Source organism: Rhizobium etli CFN 42 (assembly GCF_000092045.1).
Lineage (GTDB): Bacteria > Pseudomonadota > Alphaproteobacteria > Rhizobiales > Rhizobiaceae > Rhizobium > Rhizobium etli.
Genome location: NC_007761.1, coordinates 2708495 through 2734120, shown reverse-complemented (window position 1 = coordinate 2734120; position 25626 = coordinate 2708495). Strand labels below are relative to the sequence as shown.

The following is a 25626-nucleotide window of genomic DNA, read 5'->3' as shown; positions in this document are numbered from 1 at the left end:
CGGCGAGGAGGCGACGGCCAGCATGAGCTCGCCGGCCTTTTTCCCTAACTGGCCTATGATTTCCTCCCGCATCGTGATTTCGGAAGATCGGAATCGATGTTCGGAAAGCAGTTTCGAAGTGTTACAGTGTGCTTTGCGCGTCCGATAGGACGCGCTGCGCTGTAGGGCGGGGTGCGCCCGGTGGAACGGAGTTTCAAAATGCTCGAACGAAATCAGCTTCCTTTGCGCCCGGCAACTCCCGGTTTCGCCGCCGCCTGGGTCACGGTCATTGCTGGCGCCAGCGTCGCTCTCACCTTGCTTTTTGCCTGCGTCACGCCTTTCGTTGCCCTGGCGGCAGTCTCGGCGGTCGTTCTTCCCCGGAAAATGGCGATCATGGCGGTGCTGTTCGCCTGGCTTGCCAACCAGACGGTCGGATATCTCATACTCGGCTATCCCCAGACCTTCGACAGCTTTGCCTGGGGGCTGACGATCGGTATCGCCGCATTCGTATCGCTCGCGGCGTCACTCGCCGTGCTCTGCCTTGAGGCCGGCCTTGCCGCTACCATGGCCGGCGCCTTTATCGCCGGGTTCGTCGCGTATGAAGCTGTGCTCTTTGCAGCGACGGTAGTGCTTCCGTCTGGCGATGGTGCTTTTTCGGCAGCCGTCGTCACCGAGGTCCTTTTGATCAATTCTCTCGCCGTGATCGGACTGATCTGTCTGCATACCGGTGCAGCGGCCGGCCGCGCGCTTGTTGCAGCACAACCGGGACCGGCGCTGCCCTAGGCCCTTGCCTTCACACATATCGTTTCAAAGCTGCCCCGTCGCCTTCGGACACTACGCAGAATGCGCGAAGGCGGGTTGAGATAGCGGCCGGCAACGGCTATCTCGTTCAGACCCGCAAGCGGATCCTCCGCCAAACCACAAGGCGCATAGCTTCCATGAGCCCCGATTTCCTCGTTACTCATTCCGGTGGTTTCCACGCAGACGAGCTGCTGTCGAGCGTCATCCTGACCCGGCTTTTCCCGCAGGCCCGTCTGATCCGAAGCCGAGCGCCGGAATGGATAACGCCAGCCCCGGGCCGGATCATCTATGATGTCGGCGGTGCCTACGATCCTGCTGCCGGCATATTCGATCATCATCAGCGCGGCGCGCCGCAGCGCGACGATGGCCAGCCTTACAGCTCGTTCGGCCTGATCTGGAAGCATTACGGCCGCGAATATCTCGCAGCCTCCGGTCTTCCCGATCATCATGTCGAAGCCCTCCACGCCGCTTTCGACACCGGTTTCGTGCTGCCGATCGACCTGACCGACAATGGCGCGCTCAGCCCTTCGGGGCCTTTGGCGGGCCTGATGCTGCCGGCGCTGCTCGAGACCCTGAAACCGGTGTTCGATGAGGCGGAACCCGCGGCTGACGATCGCGCCTTCCACGCGGCGCTGGCCATTGCCCGCAGTTTCGTCGATGCCGGGATCGCTCAGAGGGCCGCAAAACTGCGGGCCGAGGCGATCGTGTATCGGGCGATCGGGGATGCAGGGCAGGGGCGTATTCTGGAATTGCCGCGAGGGATGCCCTTCCGTCCCGCCATCGTCAAGGCCGGCGCCGATCACCTGCTGTTCGTCGTCCACCCGCGCGAAAAGGATTGGTGCGTGACCGGTATTCGCCGCGCCGAAGACGGGTTCGAGCTCCGGGCCGATCTGCCAGCAGCCTGGGCCGGCCTTACCAATGGTGAGCTGGAGGCAGTCTGCGGCATAGAGGGCGCGAGCTTCTGCCATAACGGCCGCTTCGTCGCCGCCGCCAAGACCCGGGACGCGGCGCTTGCCATGGCTGAATTGGCGGTGCAAGAGGCGCTTTCGATCGGAGTATAAGTTGGATGGCGCGGCGTCATTCGCCAGCAGATCACCACGTGCTTGCCGGGTCTCTGACCTGGCATTTGCGTCGGGGCCACAGGGTATCGGATTGCCCCCAAGTGGCAGTAATCATGGAAGCGATTGACTTGCATCCGCGAAGGACTAACTTTAACCCCTAGCAACCACCACCACCGCGCGAATGATGGCCGATGGTGAGAGTGGCTGGCGACCTTGAGGAGGATGAGGTTTGCCGTGGATTACCGTGTTATTCTGCTGACCGCCGCGCCCGTCATTGCCCTTTTCCCTCTCAACGCTGGAGCGCAGGAGGGGGATGCGGCGGCCGGTGCCACCGTTTTCAAGAAATGTGCCACCTGTCATGTCGCCGAGTCCGATACGAACAAGGTGGGTCCGTCACTGAACAAGCTGTTCGGCCGAAAGGCCGGGACGCATCCTGATTTTGCTTATTCTGCGGGGATGAAGGCCGCCGGCGAGGGTGGTCTCGTCTGGGACGAGGCGACGTTGCGTGACTATCTGCATAATCCGAAAGCCAAGGTGAAGGGCACCAAGATGGCCTTCGCAGGAGTGAAGGATGACCAGGAAATCACCAATCTCATCGCCTATCTGAAACAATATTCCCAATGAGGGGCAGTACGCCAAATGACGGGTTGCCGGCAGCGGCGCATGCCTAAATCGCCGTAATTGCCGACATTTTCTATTTGTGCGATAATAAACTCGACGTTTTGTGGAGTGCGGTTTCACGGTCGGTCGGCCCAGGAGGGGCGGAAATGGCTGTTGTGCTGATTCTCGTCTTGGTTGTCGTTGGCTCCGTGCTGTTCCACGTGCTGAGCCCGTGGTGGTGGACGCCGATCGCGTCGAACTGGAGCTATATCGACAACACGCTCGTCATCACCTTCTGGATCACCGGCATCGTCTTCGTAGCGGTGATTTCCTTCATGGCCTATTGCGTCTTCCGCTTCCGACACAGACCGGGCAACCGGGCGCATTATGAGCCTGAAAATCGCAGGCTGGAATTGCTTCTGGCCTCGGGAACGGCAGTTGGCGTCGCGGCAATGCTGGCGCCCGGCCTGATCGTCTGGAACCAGTTCATCACAGTGCCCGCCGATGCCGCATCGGTCGAAGTCGTCAGTCAGCAGTGGCTGTGGAGCTTCCGCCTGCCGGGTGCGGACGGAAAGCTCGGCCGTGCCGAGACGCGTGACGTCACTTCCGACAATCCGCTAGGCGTCGACAAGAACGATCCAACCGGCCTCGATGACATCATCGTCGAAGGCGGCGAGCTTCATCTGCCGATCGGCAAGCCCGTGCACATATTGCTGCGTTCCGTCGATGTTCTCCACGATTTCTACGTGCCGGAGTTCCGCGCCAAGATGGATATGATCCCGGGCATGGTCACTTATTTCTGGCTGACACCGACGCGCACGGGCACGTTCGAGATCCTCTGTGCCGAACTTTGCGGCATCGGTCATCCGCAGATGCGCGGCACCGTCGTGGTCGACGAGGACGCGGACTATCAGACCTGGCTCGGGCAGCAGCAGACATTCACCCAGCTGACGGCGTCATCGGGAGAGCCGCCGCCGGCGAACTGAACTGGCGGGAAGACGGCCGGAGGCCGCAGGCCGGTTTAACCAATCGGCGGGTATAGGAGGAGATATCATGGTCGAGATTCCGTCCGGCAGCGCAGGTGTCATCCCGGCCGCCGAAGTCGAGGATGTCGAGCTTTATCATCCGCACAGCTGGTGGACCAAATATGTGTTCAGCCAGGACGCCAAGATCATTGCCGTCCAATATTCGCTAACCGCCATCTCGATCGGCTTGGTGGCGTTGGTGCTCTCCTGGCTGATGCGGATTCAGCTCGCCTTTCCCGGCTATTTCGCCTTCATCGATGCCGATCACTATTATCAGTTCATCACCATGCATGGCATGATCATGGTGATCTACCTCTTGACCGCGCTCTTCCTCGGCGGCTTCGGCAACTACCTCATCCCGCTGATGGTCGGTGCGCGCGACATGGTGTTCCCTTATGCGAACATGCTGAGCTACTGGATCTACCTGCTTGCCGTTCTGATCCTGGTGGCGGGGTTTTTCGCACCCGGCGGCCCGACGGGCGCAGGCTGGACGCTTTATCCGCCGCAATCGGTCCTGTCGGGCACGCCCGGCGGCAAGGACTGGGGCATCTTCTTGATGCTCACCTCGCTGATCGTCTTCATCATAGGCTTCACCATGGGCGGCCTGAACTATGTGGTGACCGTGCTGCAGGGGCGGGCGCGGGGGATGACGCTGATGCGGATGCCGCTCACCGTCTGGGGCATCTTCACCGCGACCGTCATGGCGCTCTTGGCCTTTCCGGCCCTCTTTGTCGCCTGCGTCATGATGCTGTTCGACCGTCTGCTCGGCACCAGCTTCTTCATGCCGGCCATCGTTGAAATGGGCGAGCAGCTGAAGCATGGCGGCGGCAGCCCGATCCTGTTCCAGCATCTGTTCTGGTTCTTCGGCCATCCCGAGGTCTATATCGTCGCGCTGCCGGCCTTCGGTATCGTATCCGACCTGATCAGCACTCATGCGCGCAAGAACATCTTCGGTTACCGCATGATGGTCTGGGCGATTGTCATCATCGGGGGCTTGAGCTTCGTCGTCTGGGCGCACCACATGTATGTCAGCGGCATGCATCCGGCTTTCGGTTTCTTCTTCGCCACCACGACGCTGATCATCGCCATCCCCACGGCGATCAAAGTCTACAACTGGGTGCTGACGCTCTGGCGCGGCGATATCCACCTGACGCTGCCGATGCTTTTTGCGCTCGCCTTCATAGTCACCTTCGTCAATGGCGGCCTGACCGGTCTCTTCCTCGGCAATGTCGTCGTCGACGTGCCGCTGTCGGATACGATGTTCGTCGTTGCGCATTTCCACATGGTCATGGGGGTCGCGCCGATCCTCGTTATCTTCGGGGCGATCTATCACTGGTATCCGAAGGTGACGGGACGCATGCTGGACAATACGCTCGGCCATATTCACTTCTGGATCACCTTCCTCGGCACCTATGCGCTCTTCTTTCCGATGCATTATCTCGGTCTGCTCGGCGTGCCGCGCCGCTATTTCGAGATGGGAGAAACGGCCTTCGTTCCGCCTTCGGCCCACACGCTGAATATCTTCATCACCGTCATGGCGCTTGTGGTCGGGGCCGGGCAGATGGTCTTTCTGTTCAACCTGGTCTGGAGCCTTTTGCGGGGGAAGGAGGCGGGCGGCAATCCTTGGCGGGCGACGACGCTCGAATGGCAGACGCCGCAGACACCGCCCCCACACGGCAACTGGGGCAGGGATCTGCCTGTCGTCTACCGCTGGGCCTATGATTACAGCGTGCCGGGGGCGGCCGAGGATTTCATTCCGCAGAATGTGCCGGCAAGCGGTGGCGTCACACGGGAGATTCCCACATGAACATCGTGCTGATCTTCCTCGCCGCTATCGCTGCCATCATCATCTGGTGGCTGGCCGGGCAGCGGCTGACATCGAAGCCCTGGCTCGAAACCGGTTCGGTGCAAATGCCGGATCATCTTGGCATTGAGCGGGTGCCGGTGCCGGCGGTGAAAATCGGCCTGTTCGTGTTTCTCGGCGTCGTGGGCGCCGTCTTCAGCCTTGCCGTCAGCGCCTATTTCATGCGTGCGGCATCGGCGGACTGGTGGGGGATGCCGGTTCCGCGGCTGCTCTGGGTGAACACCGCGGCACTTGCGCTCAGCAGTGCCGCGCTGCAATGGGCCAAACGTGAGGCGCAGCACGGCCGCATGGAAAACCTACGGCCGGCACTCGTCACAGGACTTGCGCTTGCCGTCTTCTTCCTCGTCGGACAGATCCAGGCATGGCGGGAACTGACGGCGGCCGGCTACGTACTGGCCGACAATCCCGCCAACAGCTTCTTCTATATGCTCACCGGCCTGCATGGGCTGCATATTTTGGGCGGGCTTGCCGTCCTCGCGCATACGACGGTCAAGGCGTTCGCAGCCGATGTTTCGCCGGAGAGACTGCGCCTCAGCGTCGACCTTTCGGCCATCTATTCGCATTTCATGCTCGCCGTCTGGCTTGTGCTCTTCGCGCTCTTTGCCGGCTGGGCGAATGATTTCGTCGATCTCTGCCGCACGTTGATAAGCTAGGAGACTTGCAGATGGCACAGACTATCGAGACACACGGCGATGCAAACCTTCGGCCGGCCGGCCTGCGTGGTGTTGCTGCCGATTTCGCCTCGGATCAGCGCGCCTTCAAGAGCGCCTCCTGGGGCAAGGCGATGATGTGGATCTTTCTCTTGAGCGACACCTTCGTCTTCGGCTGTTTCCTGATCGCCTATATGACCGCCCGCATGTCGACGCCTGTTGCATGGCCCAATCCGAGCGAGGTCTTCGCGCTGCATATCGGCGGCCAGGACATTCCGCTGATCCTGATTGCGATCATGACCTTCGTGCTGATCTCGAGCAGCGGCACCATGGCGATGGCGGTCAATTTCGGCTATCGCCGCGAACGCCACAGGACCGCGGCTCTGATGCTGCTGACGGCGTTGCTGGGGGCGACCTTCGTCAGCATGCAGGCTTTCGAATGGACGAAACTGATCACCGAAGGCGTGCGCCCTTGGGAGAACCCCTGGGGGGCAGCCCAGTTCGGATCGACCTTCTTCATGATCACCGGCTTCCACGGCACCCATGTGACGATCGGCGTCATCTTCCTCCTTATCGTCGCCCGCAAGGTCTGGCGGGGCGATTTCGACGTGGAACGGCGCGGCTTCTTCACCAGCCGGAAAGGCCGCTACGAGGTCGTCGAGATCATGGGCCTCTACTGGCACTTCGTTGATCTGGTCTGGGTCTTCATCTTTGCGTTCTTTTATCTTTGGTAAGCTTCTATCTGTGGTGAGGTCGTCATGAGCGAGACAACGGCGCATGCCCAAACCCATACGGCGCAGGCACAAGCACACACGGGACAGCAGCATCCGATCCGGCTCTATCTCTTCGTCTGGGGCCTGCTCTTCGTGCTCAGCGCCTTTTCCTACCTTGTCGATTATTTCGGCATTCAGGGTTATCTCAGATGGACGCTGATCCTTCTGTTCATGATGCTGAAGGCCGGGCTGATCGTCGCGGTCTTCATGCATATGGCCTGGGAGCGGCTGGCACTCGTCTACGCCATCCTGATGCCGCCGGTGCTGGTGCTGGTCTTCGTGGCGCTGATGGTATCGGAATCGCAATATACGATCCTTACGCGGCTCGCCTTTTTCGGGACAGCCCCTTAAATATTGTCATCGGGGGCCGAGTGCGACGTCGGAGATGACTGCCGCAGGCCCGGTCTGAACTCCTCTGAACTTTCTTATCGAGCCGGCCAACACCGCGACGGGAGACGCCTTATGGCTGAGATCTTGCTGTTCCACCACGCACAAGGGTTGACCCCTGGAGTGCATGCCTTCGCAGACGACATCAGGGCGGCGGGCCACATCGTCCACACGCCTGATCTATTCGATGGACGCACGTTCCATAGCATCGAGGAGGGGCTCGCCTATATCGGCGAGATCGGATTCGACGCCGTCAGGGAACACGGCGTCCGGCTCGCCGACGAACTGCCTCCCGAACTGGTCTATGCCGGCTTCTCATTTGGCGTACTCCCAGCGCAGAAGCTGGCGCAAACACGGCCTGGAGCCCGCGGGGCTCTGCTTTTCTATTCCTGCCTGCCGATCAGCGGCGAGTGGGCCGTCGGACCCTGGCCGGAGCGCGTCCCGGTCCAGATCCACGGCATGGACAACGATCCGATCTTCGTCGGCGAGGGTGACATTGATGCCGCCCGCGAGATCGTGGCCAAGGTCGCGGACGCGGAGCTTTTCCTCTATCCCGGCGATCAACACTACTTCGCCGACAGCTCGCTTCCGACATATGACGCAGATGCGACCGCGCTGCTGACTGCCCGCGTACTTGCGTTTCTGGGGCGCGTCTGATCCGGCGTTCATGGCTCGCTCGAACCCCCGCGACCGCCAATTCAAAAATTTCCACATAAAATAGTCCTAAAACATGATGGAGGTCGCGCCGGGCGCCGGACTCGGCAATGATGGCGCCGTTCGTCATTCCGATCTTGGAGTCCCATGATCTTCATTCCGCTTCCCTTCGTCGTTGCTCTCCTGCTGCTCATCCTCTTCGCCACTGTTCTCAGGCGCGATGAGGAGGTGGCGCTGAACCTGCCTTTTCTGGCGTTGATCCTGGTCTCGGCGCTGCAATCCGTGCTTTCCGGCCTGCGTTGGGGCTATGGCGTGCAGGGGGTGGGGCTGGCTGCGCCAGTGATTGCAGCAGTGGTGCCGCCGCTTGCCTATGCCGGGGTTTTCACGTTGGTGAAGACGAGCCGGCGGTCGCTTGCTGCGCGGATCGGGCTGCATGCCGTGCCTGCTATCCTCATCCTGCTGCTGGCGACCTTCTGGCGGGATGCGATCGACGTGGCGCTGGTGCTCGTCTTCGTCGGCTACGCCGTGGCGATCCTGCTTTTGATGCGCCCGGGGGCGGACGCGTTGCGGCTCGCGCCCTTTGAAGGCGCCGTGCCGGCCTACCGGGCGATCATCTTCGCGGCAGCCGCGCTTTGTCTCTCGGCCGCCATCGATATTTTTGTCTTTCTCGATTTCATCTCAGCGCATAGCGAGCGGGCGCTGGCACTGATCAGCGTCGGAAATCTCGCCGCCCTGGTTATCCTCGGCATTGCTGCGGCAGCCGCCAGCCGCAGCCGGGTGCCGCCGGAGACAGCAGAGGGAGCGCCGAGGTCTGATACCAGCGAGGACAAGGAGACCATCGCGATGGTCGACGCGCTGATGGAGGCAAAAAAGCTCTATCGTGACGCCAATCTCAACCTCGACCGGCTGGCCCGCAAGGCCGGAATCCCCGCCCGCCAGATCTCGACGGCCATCAACCGGGCGATGGACAAGAACGTCTCGCAATATGTTAATGACTACAGGATCGGCGAGGCCTGCCACCTTTTGTCCGCCACTGAAAAATCGGTAACCGAGGTGATGTTCGAGGTCGGCTTCCAGACGAAGTCGAACTTCAATCGGGAGTTCAGGCGTGTGACCGGTATGACGCCGGTGGCTTGGAGGCAGCGAAGGGGGTGACGGCGATGCCATCCGCCCTCGTGCTTCCGGGGGCCATGGCCTGCGCGCTTCAGGTTGAGGCTGATCGTCGTGCCACGTGCAGGGGACGGCGACGCTCTCCGCCCTCTGGAGGTGCCCCGTAGGGCCAAGGCGCCTAACTTTCCTGTCACTACGTACACAATCGCGATCGAGGACCGGCTGAAACACGTTCGAGGTCGCGGTTTTGTCGCCGGCGGCCATTCTGTCGGCATGAATACGACATCGGAACATGAACGACACCTTGCCGCCAGGCTCAGATCGCTTTCGATCGAGCCCGCTGCCTTCGAGATTGAGCCGCCGGAGCGGAGAGCCCGGCGGTGGGTAATGGCTGGAATGCTGGCCCTTGCGGGGGCGGTGTCGCTGGCAGCGACTCTTCTCTATCGGCCGTATGGGCTGGAGCGCATAGAGGCCGAGTTTGCCAGGATTGTCTATGGTGGTGCGATATCAGCCGGTGAAGCGGCGAAGGCCGGAGGGGCTTTGCCTGGCGAGGGGGCGGCAGCGCGAACTCAGGGCGCGGCTGCGCCGGGCAGGGGTACGACCATGTCGATCCGGGAGATCACTGGCTCCGGTTATGTCGTGGCGCCCGACATCGCCACCGTCTTTTCCAAATATGAGGGGCGGATCGTCGCCGTCGAGGTCGAGGTGGGCGATCGGGTTGCGGCCGGCCAGGTGCTCCTGCGGCTCGATGATGCGGGCGCACGCTTCGCGCTCCGGGGCGCTTATATAGCCGGGCGGGCGGCGGAACTGGTGCTGGAGGCGAGGAACATTGCGCTCGTCCAGGCGCGGACTTCGCTAGATCGTGCAGAGCGGTTGGCTGGGCGCGACGCCATGTCGGCCGACGCGCTGGAGGTAACGCGCACTGCCTTCGATACGGCCGGCAATGCCGCGGCACAGGCAAGGCAGGATCTCGAAAAGGCCAAGCTCGATATCGACAGGGCGCGCGAGCAGATGGAGGCGCTGACCGTGCGGGCGCCGGTTTCCGGCACCGTGACGCGGCTTGATGCGCGTGTCGGCGACACCGTGCTGTCGCGCGAGGATAGCGTGCGGGAGAACGAAAGCCTGCTCGCCATCACCGATACGGCAAGCCTGGTCATCGATGCCGATGTGGCCGAGGCAAATATGGCGCTGCTGCGTCCTGGTCTCAAAGGAGAGGCGGTGCTCGACGGTTTTCCCGATAAACCGTTCGCGGTCGAAGTGGCGAAAATTGCGCCGGTCATTTCCAAGGAGAAGGGCACCGTGACGTTGCGCCTGTCACCCTCTTCGCCACCACCGGGCACGCGGCCTGCAATGGCGGCGCGCATCCAGCTGGTGGTGGGCGAGGAGGCTCATCACCCGGCCTCGTCCTTCCAGGCTCCGGCGCGGGCCTGCGCATCTCAGGATGAGGGCTGACCGGTGTGCCGCGAGCTGATCGGGTTCGCGTGCCGCGAACCTTCGAGCCCATAATCAGTAAATCACAAAGGAGCAGAACCATGACCGACACCGCAGAACCCTATATCGTCCTCGCCGGCGTCACGAAGTCATTCAGGATCGGAACGAAGACGATTCCGATCTTTTCCGGGCTCGATCTCGCCATTCCGCGCGGCGATTTCATTGCTGTCATGGGACCCTCGGGTTCCGGGAAATCGACACTGCTCAACATGCTCGGTGGTATCGACAGCCCGGATGCCGGCGAAATCAGAGTCGGCCGCAGCCATCTCGTGCAGATGGGCGAGGGGGCAAGGGCGGCTTGGCGGGCACATGCCATCGGCATCGTCTTCCAGTTTTACAATCTGCTGCCGATGCTGAATGCGACGGAGAATATCGAGCTGCCGCTGCTGTTGACGCTTGGCCGCAGGGAGCGGCGGGCTCGCGTCGATACGGTCATGGATCTCGTCGGGCTTACGGGTCGCCAGCGGCAGTTTCCGTCGAGCATGTCGGGCGGGCAGCAGCAGCGCGTCGGCATTGCCCGCGCCATCGTCACCGATCCCGATCTCATTCTCTGCGACGAGCCGACCGGCGATCTCGATCGCAAATCGGCCGATGATATCCTGGAGATGCTGAGTTTTCTCAATCGCGAGCTTCAGAAGACCATCATCATGGTCACGCATGATCCCGAGGCCGCTTCTTTTGCCCGACGCACGCTGCGTCTCAACAAGGGCGAATTCGTCAGCGAGGAAGGGGCGGGCCGATGACCTTCCTCCAGCTCATGCACCGCAATGTCTGGCGCAAGCGGCTGCGCGCCATTTTGCTGATGTTTTCAGTCGGCGTCGCCTTCCTGATCTACGGGCTTATGGCGAGCTTCGTCAGCGGCAGCCAAGGAGCGGCCGGCGCCAGCGACAATCTGCTCGGCGTCTTCAACAAATCGAGCCGCGGGCTGCCGCTGCCGCTTGCTTACCTCAACCGGATCGCGGCTGACGGCGATGTCGCCGCGGTCGCCTATACCGCACGCATGCGGGGCTTCGTCGAGGTCGAAAAGAATGTGGTTGCCGTCAGCGCCGTCGATCCACAAGCGATCGCCGCGGCCAACGGCGATGAGCTCAAACTGACGCCGGAGCTGATTGCGGCAATGGAAGAGGCCGGTGATCGGGTGCTGGTCGGCAGGGCACTGGCGGAAGCCGAGGGCTGGTCGATCGGCCAGCGCATCGGCTTTACCGGGCAGCTTACCAGGGCTGACGGCAGCCACAATTGGAGCTTCACGATCGCGGGCATTTTTGAGGGCGCGGATGCCAGCACCGATACCTATTTCATGCTCGCCCGCTACGACGCCCTCAATGCCGCTCGTGCGCGCGACAAGGATACTGTCGACGCTTTCGTGGTACGTCCGCGTCCAGGCGTGTCATCAAGTGTGCTGGCAGCGCGGATCGATGCTCTATTCGCCAATTCAGCGGCGCAGACGAGGACCCAGTCGGAAAAGCAGTTTCTTGAAGCGTTTCTCCGGCAATTCGCTGACATCGGCCTGATCGTGAGCCTCGTCGTCGGGGCCGCCTTCGTCACCATCCTGATGATCACGGTCAACACTATGCTGTTTGCGGTGAGGGAGCGGCGTTTCGAGATCGGTGTCTTGAGGGTGCTCGGCTTTTCCAGTCCGCGGGTTCTCGCGCTCATTCTTGGAGAGACATCGTTTATCTTTCTTGTTGGTGGCGCGGGGGGACTTGTTCTCGCTAAGCTTGCGACGCTTTCCATCGGACCAGAGTTCGGCCTCGTCTTCGGAACGAGCGTGCTTGCGAAATCTCTCGCCATTATAGCGGGGCTCGGCCTGCTGACCGGGCTGCTGCCTGCGGTGACCGCCGCGCGCCGGCCCATCGTCAACGCCTTCAGTGTGAGATAATCCAATGTCATCAACGCTCAAGCAGACCTTTCTTATGATCAGAGTCAACCTTGGCAGTCTGCCGCGACGGCTGTGGATCTCGTTGTCGATGGTGCTGTCGGTCGCTCTCGTCGTGGCGGTGCTCTCAGGTTTCCTGGCGATGGCGCGCGGCTTCGAGGCCGCGCTCGCCGGCGCCGGCTCGCCTGATATCGCCGTAATTCTCGGCGGCGGCACCAATCAGGAGACTGGTTCGGAGCTATCGGCCGAGGCAACCCGCAGCCTTCTTGCGGCCATGAGCGGCGATACCGGAATCGCCCGTGACGAAGCGAGCGGGCCGGTATTATCGCGCGAGACCGTCGTTCCCGTCGATGTCAGACAAGACAAAGGCGTCGAGCAAACGCTCTCGCTCAGGGGCATGGATCCGGCAGGCCCCGGCTTGCGTGAACGCGCGCGGCTTTCGCGGGGGCGGCTGTTTTCGCAAGGCGCGCGCGAGATCGTCGTCGGTGCCCGCATCGCCGACACTTTTCCCGGCTTCGCGGTCGGCGAGACGATCCGGCTCGGCGCACTCGACTGGAGGATCGTCGGGCATTTCACTTCAGGCGGCAGCGCCTTTGAATCCGAGATCTGGGCGGATCTGGAGACGGTGCAATCGGCTTTCGACCGACAGGGGCAGGTGCAGAGCCTACGTGTGCGGCTCGACGGCGGAGGCGATCGCGCAAGAGCACTGGCGGCGTTGCGTGATCGCCTGTCGGCCTTGCCAGGCACGCCGTTCGTGGCCGTTTCCGAGGCTGATCTCTACGCCGGCCAGGCGGAGCGCACCGAAAGCCTGATCCGCCTGTTCGGCTGGCCGATCGCGCTGCTGATGGCGATTGGTGCGGCGGCGGGCGCCTTGAATACGATGATGAGCTCGGTTTCCGACCGTAGCGTCGAAATCGCGACGATGCGCCTCCTCGGCTTTGCCCGCCTGCCGGCCTTCGCCGCTACCTGGGTGGAGGCGGTGCTCCTGTCGGTGGCCGGCGCCGGGCTCGGTGTCTCCGCCTCCAGGCTCGCTTTCGACGGTTGGCAGGCAAGCACGATGGGCGCCGACAATACCAGGATGGCCTTTCAGCTCGACGTCACCCCCGACGTGGTGTTCACTGCCGGCCTTCTTGGCCTTGCCATCGGCATCCTGGGCGGCGCCCTGCCGGCGATTGCCGCCGCTCGCCTGCCGTTGACTTCGGCGCTGCAGGCGAGGGGAGAAATAGCGCTGAGATGATCACCCGCCCCGTCATTCGAGAGGCCCTCTGGCCCGCTCACGAATGGGGCTGATTGGCATAGCTGGCGCTGTGGCTTCATGCGAATCGCGAGCAGAATCACTGCGGTACAGCCTGGAAGGAAGATATCTCGCTGCCCGACGTTCCTCGATTTATTCGCCTCTGAGTCGCCGTTTTCCCTGTTTTGGTTGCGGCTTTTCAGCGCCTTGCCAGACCGGGCGCCGTTGCCTGTGGAACAAAACCCGTAAACTGGTCGCTGCCGCATTGACAACATCTTCTCGCCTTCTTGCCGTGGACGGTTGCCCCGGCCGCAGGAGCATCGGCCGATCCCGGTCGGTCTCAGTGGCGACATAGCGATCCGACGAACAGGGCAACATTGGTGATATGACAATCTACTATGTGAACTCAGCGACTGGCTCCGACCGCAACGGTGGGACGAACCAGAACTCGGCTTTTGCGACTTTGTCCAAAGTGGAATCCTTGGCACTGAAACCAGGCGACAGCGTGCTGCTCGCCAAGGGGAGCGTGTTCAACGAACAATTCGATATCAAATATTCCGGCAGCGCGAGCGCGCCGATCAAGATCGGCAGTTACGGGACGGGGGCCGCACCCGTCATCCATAGTGGCGGCGACGGCATCCACAGTCTCTATGCCTCCAACATCGTGATCGAGAATCTCAAAATATCGAACACGGGCGGTGCGGGCATTTATGGTGGCAACGTCACGAATTGGACGGTGCGGGACGTCGAGATCGCCAAAACCGGATTATCGGAAAACGCAGGTGCCATCACCTTCCGGAGCAGCAAGAATGTCACGGTCGAAGACAGCAAGATATCGGACGTCAAGGGCGACGGCTTCTGGATCGAGAAAGTCGAAGGCGTCAAACTTCTCAACAACGCCGTCACCAGCGCGAATGGCTCGAAGGCAGATGCCCTGCAGATCAACGACAGCAGCAATATTCTGGTCAAGGGCAATCATCTCGACCAGACTCATGCCATCAGTCCCAAGGGTGTTATCGCGCTGATTCAGGATACGAATGCCGTGGTCGAGGACAATGTGCTCACCGGTGGCGGCTTCGGTATCAGCGCGCAGGCGGGGAAGACCATCGCGATCCGCGACAACGACATATCGGGATATCATGGTTACGACTGGTCCTTCGCCGTCGGCCTCGGCGATCAGGGCAATGCGCGGGACTATGATATTTCAGGCAACCACATCCATGACGGCGCATGGGGCGTTGCCGTCAGCGGCCCGATCGGCGCCAGCTATACCCGCACCAACATCGAGATCCACGACAACACCTTCGACGACCTCTCTGAGGCGGCGCTGAAGGTCGACAGGCCGGCCTCCGGTTCCTTCTACAACAACACCATCGAGAGCGGCACCACTGCCACCAGCATCTCGCCTTCCATTGCGGACGCGCACACCTTTACCGTCAGCGGCAACCATACGGTCGCCAATCTCGGGACAACGCTTGCCGCCGCCGAGACCAAGGCTTCCGCAACGACGGAGGCGGCTGCCGATCCGGCCGTCGTCGCCGTCCATGACAGTCTTAAAATCTTCACCGATAAGGGCGAGGCCCATCGCGGCAATCTTCTCGAAAACGACAGCTCCGACAATGACACCCTGGTGCTGCGCCGCTTCGGCGACGAAAGCGTCGGCAAGCACGGCCTGACGCTGACAGGGGACTATGGTTCCATCCACGTGGACCGGGAAGGCAACTATGCCTACACGCTCGATGAAACGAAGCTCCCCAACCATGATGGCCATGTGAGCGAGTCATTCAGCTACGGCATCAACGACGGAAACTCGCACCATAGCGACGGGGATATACTGACCGTCTACATCCATATGGATGGCTTGATGAGCTGAGGACGCGGGTTCGAGGGGCGGGGCTGATCACCCGCCCTCATCCCTTCAAGGCTCCGGCCTTTGGCCCGCGCACCCGGCCGCTAACCTCGTCCTGACCCTCCGCGGCAGCACGATGCTTACGGTTCATTCACCTTTCAGGCGGTATTTTCTAGATTATCTTCTCGTAAGTTGTATTCTTCAGGATGCAGCCTCCGTTAGGCTTTTGTTGGGAATAAGGCAGGCCGATGGCCTGCCGGCTGTCGTAACAGCAATCGAACGCCATCTTGAGCATGGCCTTCAACTCCCGATCGCATCCGATCCACTCGTCGCAGCCGAGCCAGACGGCGGCGCGACAATGCGAGAACACGGCGATATGACAATCTATTATGTGAATTCAGCGACTGGCTCCAACACCAATGCCGGAACCAGTGCGGACGCGCCCTTCGCGTCGTTCTGGGCGGTAGAAAACCTGAAGCTGCAGCCGGGCGACAGCGTACTGCTCGCGGCCGGCACTGTATACAACGACCAGCTCGACTTGAAATATTCCGGCACAGTCAATGCCCCGATCACCATCGGCAGCTACGGCGTTGGCGACGCGCCGATCATCACTAGCCCCAATGACGGCATTCACAGCCTTTATGCCTCGAACATCGTCATCGAGAATATCAAGATATCAGACACTGGTGGCGCAGCCATCTATGGAGGTTATGTCTCAAACTGGACCATTCGGAATGTCGAGGTCGATCACACCGGATTGTCCAAATCCGGCTCCATCACCTTCCGGACCGGCTCAAACCTTACGATCGAAAACAGCACGATCAACGACGTCAACGGCGACGGCATCTGGGTCGAGAAGTTCAACGGTGTCACGCTCCTTAACAGCACCGTCACCAATGCCCACGGTACCACAGCGGATGCCGTCCAGATCAACGACAGCAGCAACATCGTCATCAGCGGCAATTACCTCGATCAGACGGGTGCCACCACTCCTAAGGGCGTGGTGGCGCTCATCCGGCCTTTGGATGCTGTGGTCGAGGGCAACACGCTCATCGGCGGCGGGTTCGGAATCAGTGCGCAAGCCGGCACAAACATAGCCATCCATGACAACGATATTTCGGGCTATGGCGGCTACAGCTGGTCCTATGCGATCGGCCTCGGCGATCAGGGTGATACGCGGAATTACGATATCGCCGGAAATTACATCCATGACGGCGCCTGGGGCGTGGCTGTCAGCGCCGCGGGCACGACTACTTATGTCCGCGAGGGGATCGAGATCTACGGCAACCTCTTCGATGACCTGACCCAAGCGGCATTGAAGGTCGACCGGCCGGCATCCGGATCCTTCCATGACAATTTCATCGCAAGCGATGTCACGCCATACAGCATCTCCCCCTCGATCATCGCTGCAGGCACCTTTCCCGTCAGCGATAACACGATCTTCGAAGAAGGTCTTACTACGCTTGCAAGCGCCGACAGCTTCGCCGCCGCGGACGCGAGCGTCAGCTTTGTATCGGACACCGGGCTCACATCCCACAACGACCTGAAACTTGCTGCCGACAAGATTGCAGCGGATAAGGTCGGCGCCCATCACGACAATCCCATCTGGGGAAACGGTATATCGGATGAAACCCTGCTGCTTCGTCACTTCGGCAAGGCGGCTGTCGAAAAGCACGGGTCGACACTTGGCAACGGCGATCACGGCGTCACCATCGAAGCCGCCGATCTTGCTGGCCCGGAAAACGGCAGCGAAATTTCACACCATGAGATCGCGCCTCAGCCGTTGCATCATTCAGAAGCGGACCCGCTGACCGTCTCTATCCTTCAACACGGCGTGCTGCACTGAAGATAGCCGGGCGCATCGCCGCTACCGGGGAAGCCGTGGCGGCAGGGGCCATTAGAGATCACCGAGCAGCGTTCGCAAGACGTTGGCTTCTATTTCCGTGCAGATGATCTCGTATTCAGCGACGATCGTAGGATCGGCCGACATATCCCTGCGCATAAGGTCGAGGACGGAGCAGGCCATTGGCGCCGCACAGCTCATAAAGGTGGGATTGGGCCGCTGCGGCGGCTCTGATCGTCGCCCGCGCGGCAGGCAACCTCAGCATCAATCTCGCCAGCCCCTGCTCAGTGGTATGCCTGACTATATGCTGCTTTCTTCTCTGACTATGCCACCATCCCTCGCGGTCTGTGTCCTGCTGTCGAAGGGAAACGCAGAAATGCTGCCTCTGGTTTCATGACGCGTGGGCAAAGGGCTCTGCTGTCGCTCCGCCGCTATCGGCTCAGGAAGAGAGGCCGATCGTAATCGTAGCGGAAAGCACGCCGCCATCAAGCTTCTCAAAATCGAAGATATGATCGGTGGCGTCCTGCGGAATGAGGCCGTCATCGTCGTTACGCGTATCGCGTCGGGGGCGTCCACGATAGTCGGAATGCTCACCATAGACGATGTCGCTCAGGGCATCGTCGAATAGACCTGACTGACGAGAAGCTCCTTGCCGTCTACCAGGATGCGGCAATGAACATGCGGGGTGCGGCCACTATACCATCCCGGATAGGCGGTCAAAAAACTTGCCTGCCCGGCCTTGTCAGTCAGCTGGCGGCCGCGAAATGCGAGCCCGCTTATCGCCTCGGCATCACCAAGCGTACACATCCTCGCAGCCTCTCGGCCGGAGTAGATGCCACGGTGATCGGTATGCCAGATTTCGATATCGGCGTTTTCGACCGGCCGGCAATCGGCTGCATGGACGATACGGAGGGCCAGCCGCAACGGTAGCCCGGCTTCTCCTTCCGAGATATCCTGGCGGGCCGGCACGTCGTTGACATGGCAGGGACCAAGGGTCTGGGCGATGGTCACGACGCAATTCGGGCGAGTGCGGAAGAGCGGCGCGGGCAGCTTTTCCAAGGCGACAGACTTGGTGCCGCCACTCAGAAAATCAGTGCCCTTCCAGTCGAATGTCCTGGCTGCCACCACGACATGTCGCCGCGGCCAGATTGCCGCCGCAACGACCGACGATGCGGCAATCGCGGCGCCGCCAAGTACAAGAGTCCGCCTCTTCATATGTCCTCCTTTGTCTCAAGACCCGGCGTGTAAGGGGGATAGGCCGCGACTTCCAGTTAATTCCCGGCAATGATCGACGGTGACGAGGCTGTCGGCGCGAAGCAGGGCGAGGCCATCAGACTTTAGATGGCAACCTGTTCGCCAAGCTCGACGACGCGGTTTGACGGCAGGTTGAAATAGTCGGAGGGGTCGATGGCAAAGCCTTCCAGCGCCATGAATATGCGTTCCTGCCAGCCGGGCAGGCCGGTGTTCGGCGTCCTGACGAGGTTGCGGCGACCGAGATAGAACGACGTTTTCATGATCTCGAACTTGAAGCCTCCCTCCCGGCAGAGAGCCAGCGCCCTGGTGACGTCGGGATCGTCCATGAAGCCGAAATTGATATCGAGACGCACGAAACGCGGTGAGAGCTGGCTTATCTTGATGCGCCTGTTGTCGGGAACATAGGGTTCGTCCTCGGTCCAGACAGTCAGGATGACGTTCTGTTCGTGGAGCACATGATTGTGCTTCAGATTGTGGAGCAGAACGTTCGGCGTCCGGTCTGGCACGCTGGTTAGAAAAACCGCCGTTCCCGGAACGGTAACCGGTGAATGGTCCGACTTCCGCTCGATCGATCGAATGAAGGAATCAAGCGGAATTTCGTTGTTGGCCCGCAGTTTCTTGAGGTAGGTCTGCCCGCGGGTCCATGTCCACATCAAAGTCATGATCGCCAGCGCCAAGGCGACCGGAACCCAGCCGCCGTCTTGGATTTTCAGCAGGTTGGCTGCGAGGAAGACGACTTCGATGACGAAGAGCGGCAAAAGCGCTGCAGATGCGAGCATGAAGGAGTATCCCCAGACGGCGCGGAGAAACTGGAAGGCCAGCATGGTTGTGATCACCATGGCTCCAGTCACCGAAATGCCGTAGGCCGTCGCCAGCGACTCGGAGTCGCCGAAGGAAAAGATCAGCATGAGCACGCCGGTCAGCAGGAGGAGATTGACACTCGGCACGTAAATCTGGCCGGTATTGGTCTCCGAGGTGAACTTGATCCGTAGCCGTGGCAGGAAGCCGAGGTGAACCGCCTGCCGGGCCAAAGAAAATGCGCCAGTGATCACGGCTTGGCTGGCGATGATAGTCGCGAGCGTCGCCAGAAGAACCACTGGCAGCAAGGCCCAGTCGGGATACATCAGAAAGAACGGATCGGCGCTCGCTGCGGGTTGGCTGAGAACCAGCGCGCCTTGCCCGAGGTAATTCAGCAGCAATGCCGGAAAGACGAGCACGAACCACGCCATCTGGATCGGGCGCCGCCCGAAATGGCCGAGATCGGCATAGAGCGCTTCGGCGCCCGTGACTGTCAGAAATACCGCCCCGAGGACGATGAGCCCAACTGTGCCGGCATGAGCGAGGAACGAGAGCGCGTTGATGGGGTTGATTGCGGCCAGAATCCTCCAATCGTCGCCGATATGGATCACGCCGCCTGCCGCCATGGCAAAGAACCACAAGACCGTTATTGGCCCGAAAAACATCGAAACAGCGGCGGTCCCCCGCGACTGGGCGGCAAATAGAACGATCATGATCGCCGCCGACAGAGGCGGAACGTATTCGGCAAAAGCTGGGGTAATCAGCTTCAAGCCTTCAAGCGCGGACATGACCGACAAGGCAGGCGTGATCATCGCGTCGCCGATGAAAAGTGCCGATCCGATCAGGCCGGCGAAGAACAGCACGGGCACGTTTCGTCCCATCTTTTTCATCAGGAGAGCGAGAAGCGAGAGCGTACCGCCTTCGCCGTCATTGTCCGCCCTGAGAAGAAACAGAACATACTTGAAGGTCACGATGATCGTCAGCGTCCAGATCATCAGCGAAATAAGACCAATTACCTCGAACTCGTGGACGCCATCGGCCGTGAACGGTCTGAGCGCCTCGCGAAAGGCGTAAAGCGGGCTGGTGCCGATATCACCATAGACGACGCCGATGGCGCCGACGACCAATCCGACAAAGCCGGTCCGGCTGGCGACATCACCGGTCTTGTCCGCATGTGTTGAAGTCATGTTTCCCCGCTCATGCCGCTTGCTTACAGACAGAAAGATATGCCGCATTGAAGAAGGGCAAGTAAATTCGTACCGTTGCAAACTTTTCGTGACGAAGCGAGCATGGAGGCTGGCCCGGCACGGCTGCCGAAAGACGTTCAGAATGAATAGATTTCGGTTCTGAAAATTATGTAGTAGCCATCCGAAATCAGTATCAGGCCGGGGCCAAGCGAGATGGAACCCACTCAATTGTTCGAGCTGGTCATTGCGATGTTGCTTGCAATCATCGCGCTGCACTACGCTGCCCACAGGCTGGGATTGCCGCCGTCCGTGGCGCTGCTGGCCGGCGGTGCTCTGCTGGCCTTCGTGCCGGGGCTGCCGGCGATTACCGTCGATCCCGGGCTGGTGCTCGTTATCTTCTTGCCGCCCCTCTTGATGGACGGAGCCTGGTCCATTGCTCTCGTGCGGCTGCGTCGCCATATGATCGGCATCGCTTCGCTCGCCGTCGGAGCGGTATTCTTCACCTGTGCCGTCGTGGCCGTCGTGACCCATCTTCTCTTTCCGTCACTTCCCTGGGCCGCCTGTGCAGCACTTGGCGCGATCGTTGCACCGCCTGATGCGGTGTCGGCCCGTGCCGTGCTGGAGCGCGTAAGGCTGCCGCGGCGGCTGCAGATTCTGCTGGAAGGCGAGAGTTTGCTGAACGATGCGAGCGGTCTGGTTCTCTTCCGCTTTGCCGTCGCCGCCGCCGCAACAGGAAGTTTCAGTGCGGTGGAGGCGGCTGCCAGCTTCCTTGTGCTGGCGCTCGGCGGCGCCATTGTCGGCGTCATCGTGGGAACGGCATGGGTGAAATTCGTCCGGCGCCTGGGCGACGAATATCTGATCATCGCCGCCACTGTGCTGCTCGCCTGGATTTCCTATCTGCTCGGCGAATTGCTGCATGTTTCCGGCGTTATCGCCACCGTTACGACGGGCCTGATCGCTTCCTGGCACCAGCACACGGTATTCTCGGCCGCAATGCGCATGCGAGGCACGTCCTTCTGGACTGTGATGATCTTCCTGATGGAAGCTTCTGTTTTCACATTGATTGGGCTGTCGTTGCGCGATGTCGTCGAGCGCGGCGGCGGTTTCGCCACAGTGATCGCCACCATGGGACTGCCGATGCTGGCGATCCTCGTGATGCTCGTGATCGCCCGCTTTGCGTGGGTCTTCGCCTCAGATCTGGTCATCCGGCTCTGCGCGTCGCTGGGGTTCAAACGCGCCCAGCCGCTGGGCGCCGGTGGCGCCACCGTCCTCAGCTGGACCGGCGTGCGCGGTGTGGTGACGCTCGCCCTGGCGCTCAGCCTGCCAGAAGAATTCCCCGGCCGCGACTTCATCCTCGCAACATCATTTTCCCTCATTCTCGGAACCGTGCTCGTCCAGGGAACAAGTTTGGGGCGGATTATTGCCTGGGCACAGCTGGTGGAGCCGGAGACGGAGAGAGCGCGTCTGACGATGAGTCAGGCCGAAGCCGCCATGGCGCAGGCGCAGCTTGGAACCATTCAAAACCTGGCATATGATCCCGAGGGAAATCTTATCCACCCTCAATTGCTCGAACGGTACCAGCGCCGTGCCACGGCGATCGTCGATTACGCAGCCAGAACGGAACATTATATTCCTGTACTCCATGCTCATTTCGATGTCGTTCTCGAGGCGGTTGCAACAGGACGCCGGGAACTCATTCGTCTCCATCGCGCCGGTGATATCGACGACGAGACGCTGGAGGAGCTGGAACGGGATCTCGATCTGGAGGAGTTGAGCGCGATTTCAGCCAAAGCCTGAATTTGCGATCCGGCCAGGTCGAAGATGGCGGGTAAAAAAAACCCACTACATTTCGAAGTATTCGCTGCGATCCTGGAAATATAAATCCCGTCGTAACTAATGCGCGTTCTTCCGGGTGGTTGCGAGTTGCCGGCGGATTGTTCCGCTTCTGCTCCCATATGGCGTCGGGCTCTCGTCACCCCCGACATCGAATTCTCCATTTTTCGACTTCGACAGCCGAGCGCTTGGAGGTTGCCACATTGTCCGTTTTCGCGGGGTACTGTTGCTGGCGCCTAAGTTTTATTTCTTTAAATCTTGAAAAAATACGCGGTTAAATTGCTTCTAATTGCCGCCATGATTCAAATATACGTTCCGTCCGCGATTTTTTCTTCGCCACATTTCGGATGTTCCAAATTATCCAAACAATGGTGAGAAACAATGAAAATTATTCTCGTCATAGCCCTCACGGTTTTTGCCGTGCCGTGTGAGGCCGACATGCTCGTCACGGCTTCGAAATATAATCGCATGCACGAACGTTCTATTTCCTTTCTCGGCATCAATCCCCGCAGAACGTCGTGGTGCGGAGCCTTCCTCGCCTTCGTCGCCAAACGATCGTCCCGGCAGCCGCCGCCCAATCCCAATATGGCAGTTTCCTGGAAAGGCTTTGGCAAGCCTGTCTTCTTCCGCTCGGCAAGGCGGGGGGACGTCGTTGTCATTCGAAGCGGCAGGCGCTTCCACGTCAGCCTGTTCGACCACTTCGACCAACGACGGCAATATGTTTATCTCTTCGGCGGCAACCAATCCAACCGCGTCCAGCTGTCACGTTACCGCACCAGCTCGGTCGTTGCCGTTCGACGATGAAGCCGGAAATTTCACCTTTCCGCTGGTTCCATTAAATCCAATAGCTCATGGTAGCCGGCCTCGTCCTTCGAGGCCGCTGCGGGGCGCCTCGGGAAGAGGGCGGAGAGAAGGCGGCGCTTGGTTTGTCGTCAGCCTCGGCGGCACTTGGCACAACGGTTAGCCTTCGTACCGAGATGCGGAGGCTGAAGCCTTGAAGGACGGAGGTGGCTTATCATCGGAATCGCCGCACAGACCGTCAATCACCCCCGTCCAACGCGCATATCACGCCGTCGGCGGGAATGGCTGCCAGCCTTTCGCGCTTGATGTCGAACCGCCAGGCTTTGACCACATCCTCGGATCGATAGGAGCCATCCGGTTGCTCCACCATCCTGCCGAGCGCGAAGACGGCGACGTCGGGAAACCGGCTGGATGAGCAATAGGCCGGCTGCAGAAGCTCGTGGCGGGGCGACGGCTTTGAGATCGTCACCTGGTCGACGACGATCCAGACGGGAAGGGCTCCGTTCCTGCCGGTCTGGCGCCGGAGCACCAGCGACAGCTTTGCGCCGCATTTGAGCTCGGCTGCCGCATAGGCCGGGTCTTCGGCTATTGCTGACAGAGCAGTTCCGCTGACCTCCACGCAGTCCTTCTCCAGAGGAGGCGTGGATTTGCCACGTGCCTCGCTGGCATGGGAGGCGGCCGGGATCAGAGCGAGAAGAGCGGCGATCACAGGGAGAGATAGAGACATGGGAAACCGTGGAACGTGAAGCGGGACAAAGGAGAGCGCTGGGCCGAAGCCCTCAACCCAGAGGAGAACGGTAGCTTTGCTCGAAGATGAGTCAATAGCCGATCAGCTATGTGCGAGGAACTGCGGTGGTGCCGGGCTGCGGCCGACCTCGTCCTGAGGCGCGCAGGCCAGAGGCCGGAGCCTTGAGGACGGGGGCGGGTGGCTGGGCACCTGGCAGCATCGCTGTGAATTGGCGGCGCTTCACAAAGCCAATCAGTGCGGGCGAGAGTCGTTGCTGACACTCCGGAAGGCAGCGATGATGCTTTCCGCCGCCCGCCGGGCTTCGTCTGCGGTCGTCTGGAAATTGGTGACGGACAGGCGCAGGACGTCGCGGCCGCGCCATTTGGCGCCGCCGGCGAAGAGGGTGGCGTCGTCGCGGATCTTTGCGATGGTCTCGCGGGTGATCGCGTCGCTTTCATCGTCCGGGCGGTCGGCAGCGAAGCGGAGGATGAGCTGGTTCAGCGTGATCTCGTTCAAGATAGTGATCCCCGGTTCGCGTTGGAGATGCTCGGCCAGCAGGCGAGCCGACGCGCAACATTGGTCGATGAGGGCGGCGATGCCGTCGCGGCCGAGATGTTTCAGCATCGCCCAGGTGGCGAAGCCGCGGGCGCGCCGGGAAAGCTCCGGCACGTAATGGGAGGGATCGCGCTCGCCCGCGGCTGCGAGCGGCAGGTAGCTTGCGGCGATCGTCATAGCGCGGCGATGGGCAAGCTCGTTGCGCACGATTGCATAGCCGCAGTCATAGGGCGTCTGCAGCCATTTATGACCGTCCGTCGCCCAGCTGTCGGCCGCCTCGATACCGCGGCTGAGATGGCTGAATTTTTCCGATGCCTGCGCCCAGAGGCCGAAGGCGCCGTCGACATGCACCCAGGCGCCTTTTTCTCTTAGGCCCGGGATCAAGCGGATGAAATCGTCGAAGCCGCCGGTATTGATCTGCCCGGCCTGGAGGATGGCGATGCAGGGGCCGCTGACCGGGGCAAGCGCGTCGCCGAGTGCGGCCGGATCGATCCGGCCCATTGGATCGGTCGGAAGGCGCAGCACGCGGTCATGACCGAGGCCGAGGAATTGCAGTGCGGAGAAGACCGTCGTGTGGGCGTCGTCGCCGATCAGCACGGTGATCTCGGGCGCGCCGAACAGGCCTTTGGCATCCGCATCCCAGCCTGCCTTGCGCAGCACCTCGCCGCGGGCGGCGGCAAGGCAGGTGAAATTGGCGACTGTGGCTCCCGTGACGAAGCCCACAGAGCTTTCGGCTGGCAGCTGCAGGATGTCAAGAAGCCATCTGGCCGCGATGGTTTCGACGGCAGCCGCGGCCGGGGCGGCGACGTGGTTTCCGGCATTCTGGCCCCAGGCGCTGGTCAGGAAATCGGCCGCGACGCCGACGGGATGAGAGCCGCCGATGACCCAGCCGAAGAAGCGCGGTCCGGTGGTGAAATGCAGGCCGGGCTCGGCGTCCGTGGCGAGCTGCCTGATGACCTCGGCCATATCGGCGCCGGCCGCCGGCAGCGGCTCATCGAAGGCGGCGAGCGAGGCGGCATAGTCGTGCCGGGGCACATGGCGGGCCGGCGCGCGCTCACGAAATCCGGCTGCAAGCCGGGCGGCTTCCTGAAACAAAGATGCGATTGCCGACATGCGGGGTCCCCCCTCAGCCGAGCGCCGCCGGCCCCGGGGACCGCCTCCAAGCAAGCTTCCGGCGCGGGCAGCTTAGAGCCTTTCATCGGAGGATTGAAGGGCTCACATGGTGGCGGTGGATCGGCCGGGCGGCGACATAAGCGGCTGCATCCGTCTCGATT

At 61.2% G+C, this 25626-nt stretch carries 21 protein-coding genes and 2 pseudogenes; 18 read left to right on the top strand and 5 right to left on the bottom strand.

What is annotated here, in order from left to right:
* Nucleotides 1–198: 198 nt before the first annotated feature.
* The 16 genes from RHE_RS13415 (at nucleotide 199) to RHE_RS13340 (ending at nucleotide 17200) form a co-directional block, all read left to right on the top strand.
* The gene (locus tag RHE_RS13415; RefSeq protein WP_011425870.1) at nucleotides 199–762 is read left to right on the top strand and encodes a hypothetical protein; all 564 of its coding nucleotides are present in this window, start codon (nucleotides 199–201) and stop codon (nucleotides 760–762) included.
* A gap of 155 nt (nucleotides 763–917) precedes the next feature.
* On the top strand, nucleotides 918–1841 hold the full coding sequence (locus RHE_RS13410; RefSeq protein ID WP_011425869.1) for an MYG1 family protein: 924 nt from the start codon (nucleotides 918–920) through the stop codon (nucleotides 1839–1841).
* Between the two features lie 234 nt (nucleotides 1842–2075).
* Nucleotides 2076–2465, top strand: coding sequence for a c-type cytochrome (locus tag RHE_RS13405; RefSeq protein WP_406867021.1), 390 nt, complete (start codon nucleotides 2076–2078; stop codon nucleotides 2463–2465).
* Nucleotides 2466–2608: 143 nt separating this feature from the next.
* Nucleotides 2609–3427 (top strand): cytochrome c oxidase subunit II, encoded by an 819-nt coding sequence (locus tag RHE_RS13400; protein ID WP_011425867.1) that lies wholly within the window; start codon nucleotides 2609–2611, stop codon nucleotides 3425–3427.
* Nucleotides 3428–3494: 67 nt separating this feature from the next.
* Nucleotides 3495–5273, top strand: coding sequence for a cytochrome c oxidase subunit I (ctaD, locus tag RHE_RS13395; RefSeq protein ID WP_011425866.1), 1779 nt, complete (start codon nucleotides 3495–3497; stop codon nucleotides 5271–5273).
* Nucleotides 5270–5983 (top strand): cytochrome c oxidase subunit 3, encoded by a 714-nt coding sequence (locus tag RHE_RS13390; RefSeq protein WP_011425865.1) that lies wholly within the window; start codon nucleotides 5270–5272, stop codon nucleotides 5981–5983. The genes ctaD and RHE_RS13390 overlap by 4 nt, the downstream gene beginning before the upstream one ends.
* Before the next feature lie 11 nt (nucleotides 5984–5994).
* Nucleotides 5995–6714 carry a heme-copper oxidase subunit III family protein gene (locus RHE_RS13385; RefSeq protein ID WP_011425864.1) on the top strand — a complete coding sequence of 240 codons (720 nt, stop codon included), beginning with the start codon at nucleotides 5995–5997 and terminating at the stop codon, nucleotides 6712–6714.
* Nucleotides 6715–6738: 24 nt separating this feature from the next.
* On the top strand, nucleotides 6739–7104 hold the full coding sequence (locus RHE_RS13380; RefSeq protein ID WP_011425863.1) for a cytochrome C oxidase subunit IV family protein: 366 nt from the start codon (nucleotides 6739–6741) through the stop codon (nucleotides 7102–7104).
* Nucleotides 7105–7215: 111 nt separating this feature from the next.
* Nucleotides 7216–7797, top strand: coding sequence for a dienelactone hydrolase family protein (locus RHE_RS13375; RefSeq protein ID WP_011425862.1), 582 nt, complete (start codon nucleotides 7216–7218; stop codon nucleotides 7795–7797).
* Nucleotides 7798–7941: 144 nt separating this feature from the next.
* On the top strand, nucleotides 7942–8949 hold the full coding sequence (locus tag RHE_RS13370; protein WP_011425861.1) for a helix-turn-helix domain-containing protein: 1008 nt from the start codon (nucleotides 7942–7944) through the stop codon (nucleotides 8947–8949).
* Nucleotides 8950–9060: 111 nt separating this feature from the next.
* Nucleotides 9061–10356: an efflux RND transporter periplasmic adaptor subunit gene (locus tag RHE_RS13365; RefSeq protein WP_042118672.1), complete on the top strand. Its 1296-nt coding sequence runs from the start codon at nucleotides 9061–9063 to the stop codon at nucleotides 10354–10356.
* A gap of 80 nt (nucleotides 10357–10436) precedes the next feature.
* Nucleotides 10437–11138, top strand: a complete 702-nt coding sequence (locus RHE_RS13360; RefSeq protein WP_011425859.1) for an ABC transporter ATP-binding protein — start codon at nucleotides 10437–10439, stop codon at nucleotides 11136–11138.
* Entirely contained in the window at nucleotides 11135–12274 is a 1140-nt protein-coding gene (locus tag RHE_RS13355; RefSeq protein WP_011425858.1) for an ABC transporter permease, read from the top strand. Before RHE_RS13360 ends, RHE_RS13355 begins: the two co-directional genes overlap by 4 nt.
* A gap of 4 nt (nucleotides 12275–12278) precedes the next feature.
* The gene (locus RHE_RS13350; RefSeq protein ID WP_020921635.1) at nucleotides 12279–13508 is read left to right on the top strand and encodes an ABC transporter permease; all 1230 of its coding nucleotides are present in this window, start codon (nucleotides 12279–12281) and stop codon (nucleotides 13506–13508) included.
* Between the two features lie 382 nt (nucleotides 13509–13890).
* Nucleotides 13891–15378 (top strand): right-handed parallel beta-helix repeat-containing protein, encoded by a 1488-nt coding sequence (locus RHE_RS13345; protein ID WP_011425856.1) that lies wholly within the window; start codon nucleotides 13891–13893, stop codon nucleotides 15376–15378.
* 352 nt (nucleotides 15379–15730) lie between these two features.
* Entirely contained in the window at nucleotides 15731–17200 is a 1470-nt protein-coding gene (locus RHE_RS13340; protein ID WP_042119265.1) for a right-handed parallel beta-helix repeat-containing protein, read from the top strand.
* Nucleotides 17201–17251: 51 nt separating this feature from the next.
* Here the strand turns inward: RHE_RS13340 and RHE_RS13335 are convergent.
* The 3 genes and pseudogenes from RHE_RS13335 to RHE_RS13325 form a co-directional block, all read right to left on the bottom strand.
* Nucleotides 17252–17501: pseudogene (locus tag RHE_RS13335) on the bottom strand (nodulation protein).
* 135 nt (nucleotides 17502–17636) lie between these two features.
* A pseudogene (locus RHE_RS13330) lies at nucleotides 17637–18412 on the bottom strand (dioxygenase family protein).
* 122 nt (nucleotides 18413–18534) lie between these two features.
* Entirely contained in the window at nucleotides 18535–20436 is a 1902-nt protein-coding gene (locus RHE_RS13325) for a potassium transporter Kup (protein WP_011425853.1), read from the bottom strand.
* A gap of 213 nt (nucleotides 20437–20649) precedes the next feature.
* On the opposite strand from RHE_RS13325, the gene RHE_RS13320 reads away from it, so the two are divergent.
* Nucleotides 20650–22233, top strand: a complete 1584-nt coding sequence (locus tag RHE_RS13320; RefSeq protein WP_011425852.1) for a Na+/H+ antiporter — start codon at nucleotides 20650–20652, stop codon at nucleotides 22231–22233.
* 417 nt (nucleotides 22234–22650) lie between these two features.
* Nucleotides 22651–23073, top strand: coding sequence for a TIGR02594 family protein (locus tag RHE_RS13315; protein WP_011425851.1), 423 nt, complete (start codon nucleotides 22651–22653; stop codon nucleotides 23071–23073).
* 235 nt (nucleotides 23074–23308) lie between these two features.
* Here RHE_RS13315 and RHE_RS13310 read toward each other — a convergent pair whose 3' ends face one another.
* Together RHE_RS13310 and RHE_RS13305 are read right to left on the bottom strand one after the other, a co-directional pair.
* Entirely contained in the window at nucleotides 23309–23797 is a 489-nt protein-coding gene (locus RHE_RS13310) for a hypothetical protein (RefSeq protein WP_042118668.1), read from the bottom strand.
* 252 nt (nucleotides 23798–24049) lie between these two features.
* Nucleotides 24050–25465, bottom strand: coding sequence for a pyridoxal phosphate-dependent decarboxylase family protein (locus RHE_RS13305; RefSeq protein WP_011425849.1), 1416 nt, complete (start codon nucleotides 25463–25465; stop codon nucleotides 24050–24052).
* Nucleotides 25466–25626 lie beyond the last annotated feature (161 nt).

Excerpts from the sequence above, each read along its gene's own strand:
- RHE_RS13400 (WP_011425867.1), top strand. The coding sequence starts at position 2,609 with ATGGCTGTTGTGCTGATTCTCGTCTTGGTTGTCGTTGGCTCCGTGCTG.
- RHE_RS13415 (WP_011425870.1), top strand. The coding sequence starts at position 199 with ATGCTCGAACGAAATCAGCTTCCTTTGCGCCCGGCAACTCCCGGTTTC.
- RHE_RS13390 (WP_011425865.1), top strand. The coding sequence starts at position 5,270 with ATGAACATCGTGCTGATCTTCCTCGCCGCTATCGCTGCCATCATCATC.
- ctaD (WP_011425866.1), top strand. The coding sequence starts at position 3,495 with ATGGTCGAGATTCCGTCCGGCAGCGCAGGTGTCATCCCGGCCGCCGAA.
- RHE_RS13350 (WP_020921635.1), top strand. The coding sequence starts at position 12,279 with ATGTCATCAACGCTCAAGCAGACCTTTCTTATGATCAGAGTCAACCTT.
- RHE_RS13355 (WP_011425858.1), top strand. The coding sequence starts at position 11,135 with ATGACCTTCCTCCAGCTCATGCACCGCAATGTCTGGCGCAAGCGGCTG.
- RHE_RS13310 (WP_042118668.1), bottom strand. The coding sequence starts at position 23,797 with ATGTCTCTATCTCTCCCTGTGATCGCCGCTCTTCTCGCTCTGATCCCG.
- RHE_RS13370 (WP_011425861.1), top strand. The coding sequence starts at position 7,942 with ATGATCTTCATTCCGCTTCCCTTCGTCGTTGCTCTCCTGCTGCTCATC.
- RHE_RS13320 (WP_011425852.1), top strand. The coding sequence starts at position 20,650 with ATGGAACCCACTCAATTGTTCGAGCTGGTCATTGCGATGTTGCTTGCA.
- RHE_RS13375 (WP_011425862.1), top strand. The coding sequence starts at position 7,216 with ATGGCTGAGATCTTGCTGTTCCACCACGCACAAGGGTTGACCCCTGGA.
- RHE_RS13380 (WP_011425863.1), top strand. The coding sequence starts at position 6,739 with ATGAGCGAGACAACGGCGCATGCCCAAACCCATACGGCGCAGGCACAA.
- RHE_RS13345 (WP_011425856.1), top strand. The coding sequence starts at position 13,891 with ATGACAATCTACTATGTGAACTCAGCGACTGGCTCCGACCGCAACGGT.
- RHE_RS13305 (WP_011425849.1), bottom strand. The coding sequence starts at position 25,465 with ATGTCGGCAATCGCATCTTTGTTTCAGGAAGCCGCCCGGCTTGCAGCC.
- RHE_RS13360 (WP_011425859.1), top strand. The coding sequence starts at position 10,437 with ATGACCGACACCGCAGAACCCTATATCGTCCTCGCCGGCGTCACGAAG.
- RHE_RS13385 (WP_011425864.1), top strand. The coding sequence starts at position 5,995 with ATGGCACAGACTATCGAGACACACGGCGATGCAAACCTTCGGCCGGCC.
- RHE_RS13315 (WP_011425851.1), top strand. The coding sequence starts at position 22,651 with ATGAAAATTATTCTCGTCATAGCCCTCACGGTTTTTGCCGTGCCGTGT.
- RHE_RS13340 (WP_042119265.1), top strand. The coding sequence starts at position 15,731 with ATGACAATCTATTATGTGAATTCAGCGACTGGCTCCAACACCAATGCC.
- RHE_RS13325 (WP_011425853.1), bottom strand. The coding sequence starts at position 20,436 with ATGACTTCAACACATGCGGACAAGACCGGTGATGTCGCCAGCCGGACC.
- RHE_RS13410 (WP_011425869.1), top strand. The coding sequence starts at position 918 with ATGAGCCCCGATTTCCTCGTTACTCATTCCGGTGGTTTCCACGCAGAC.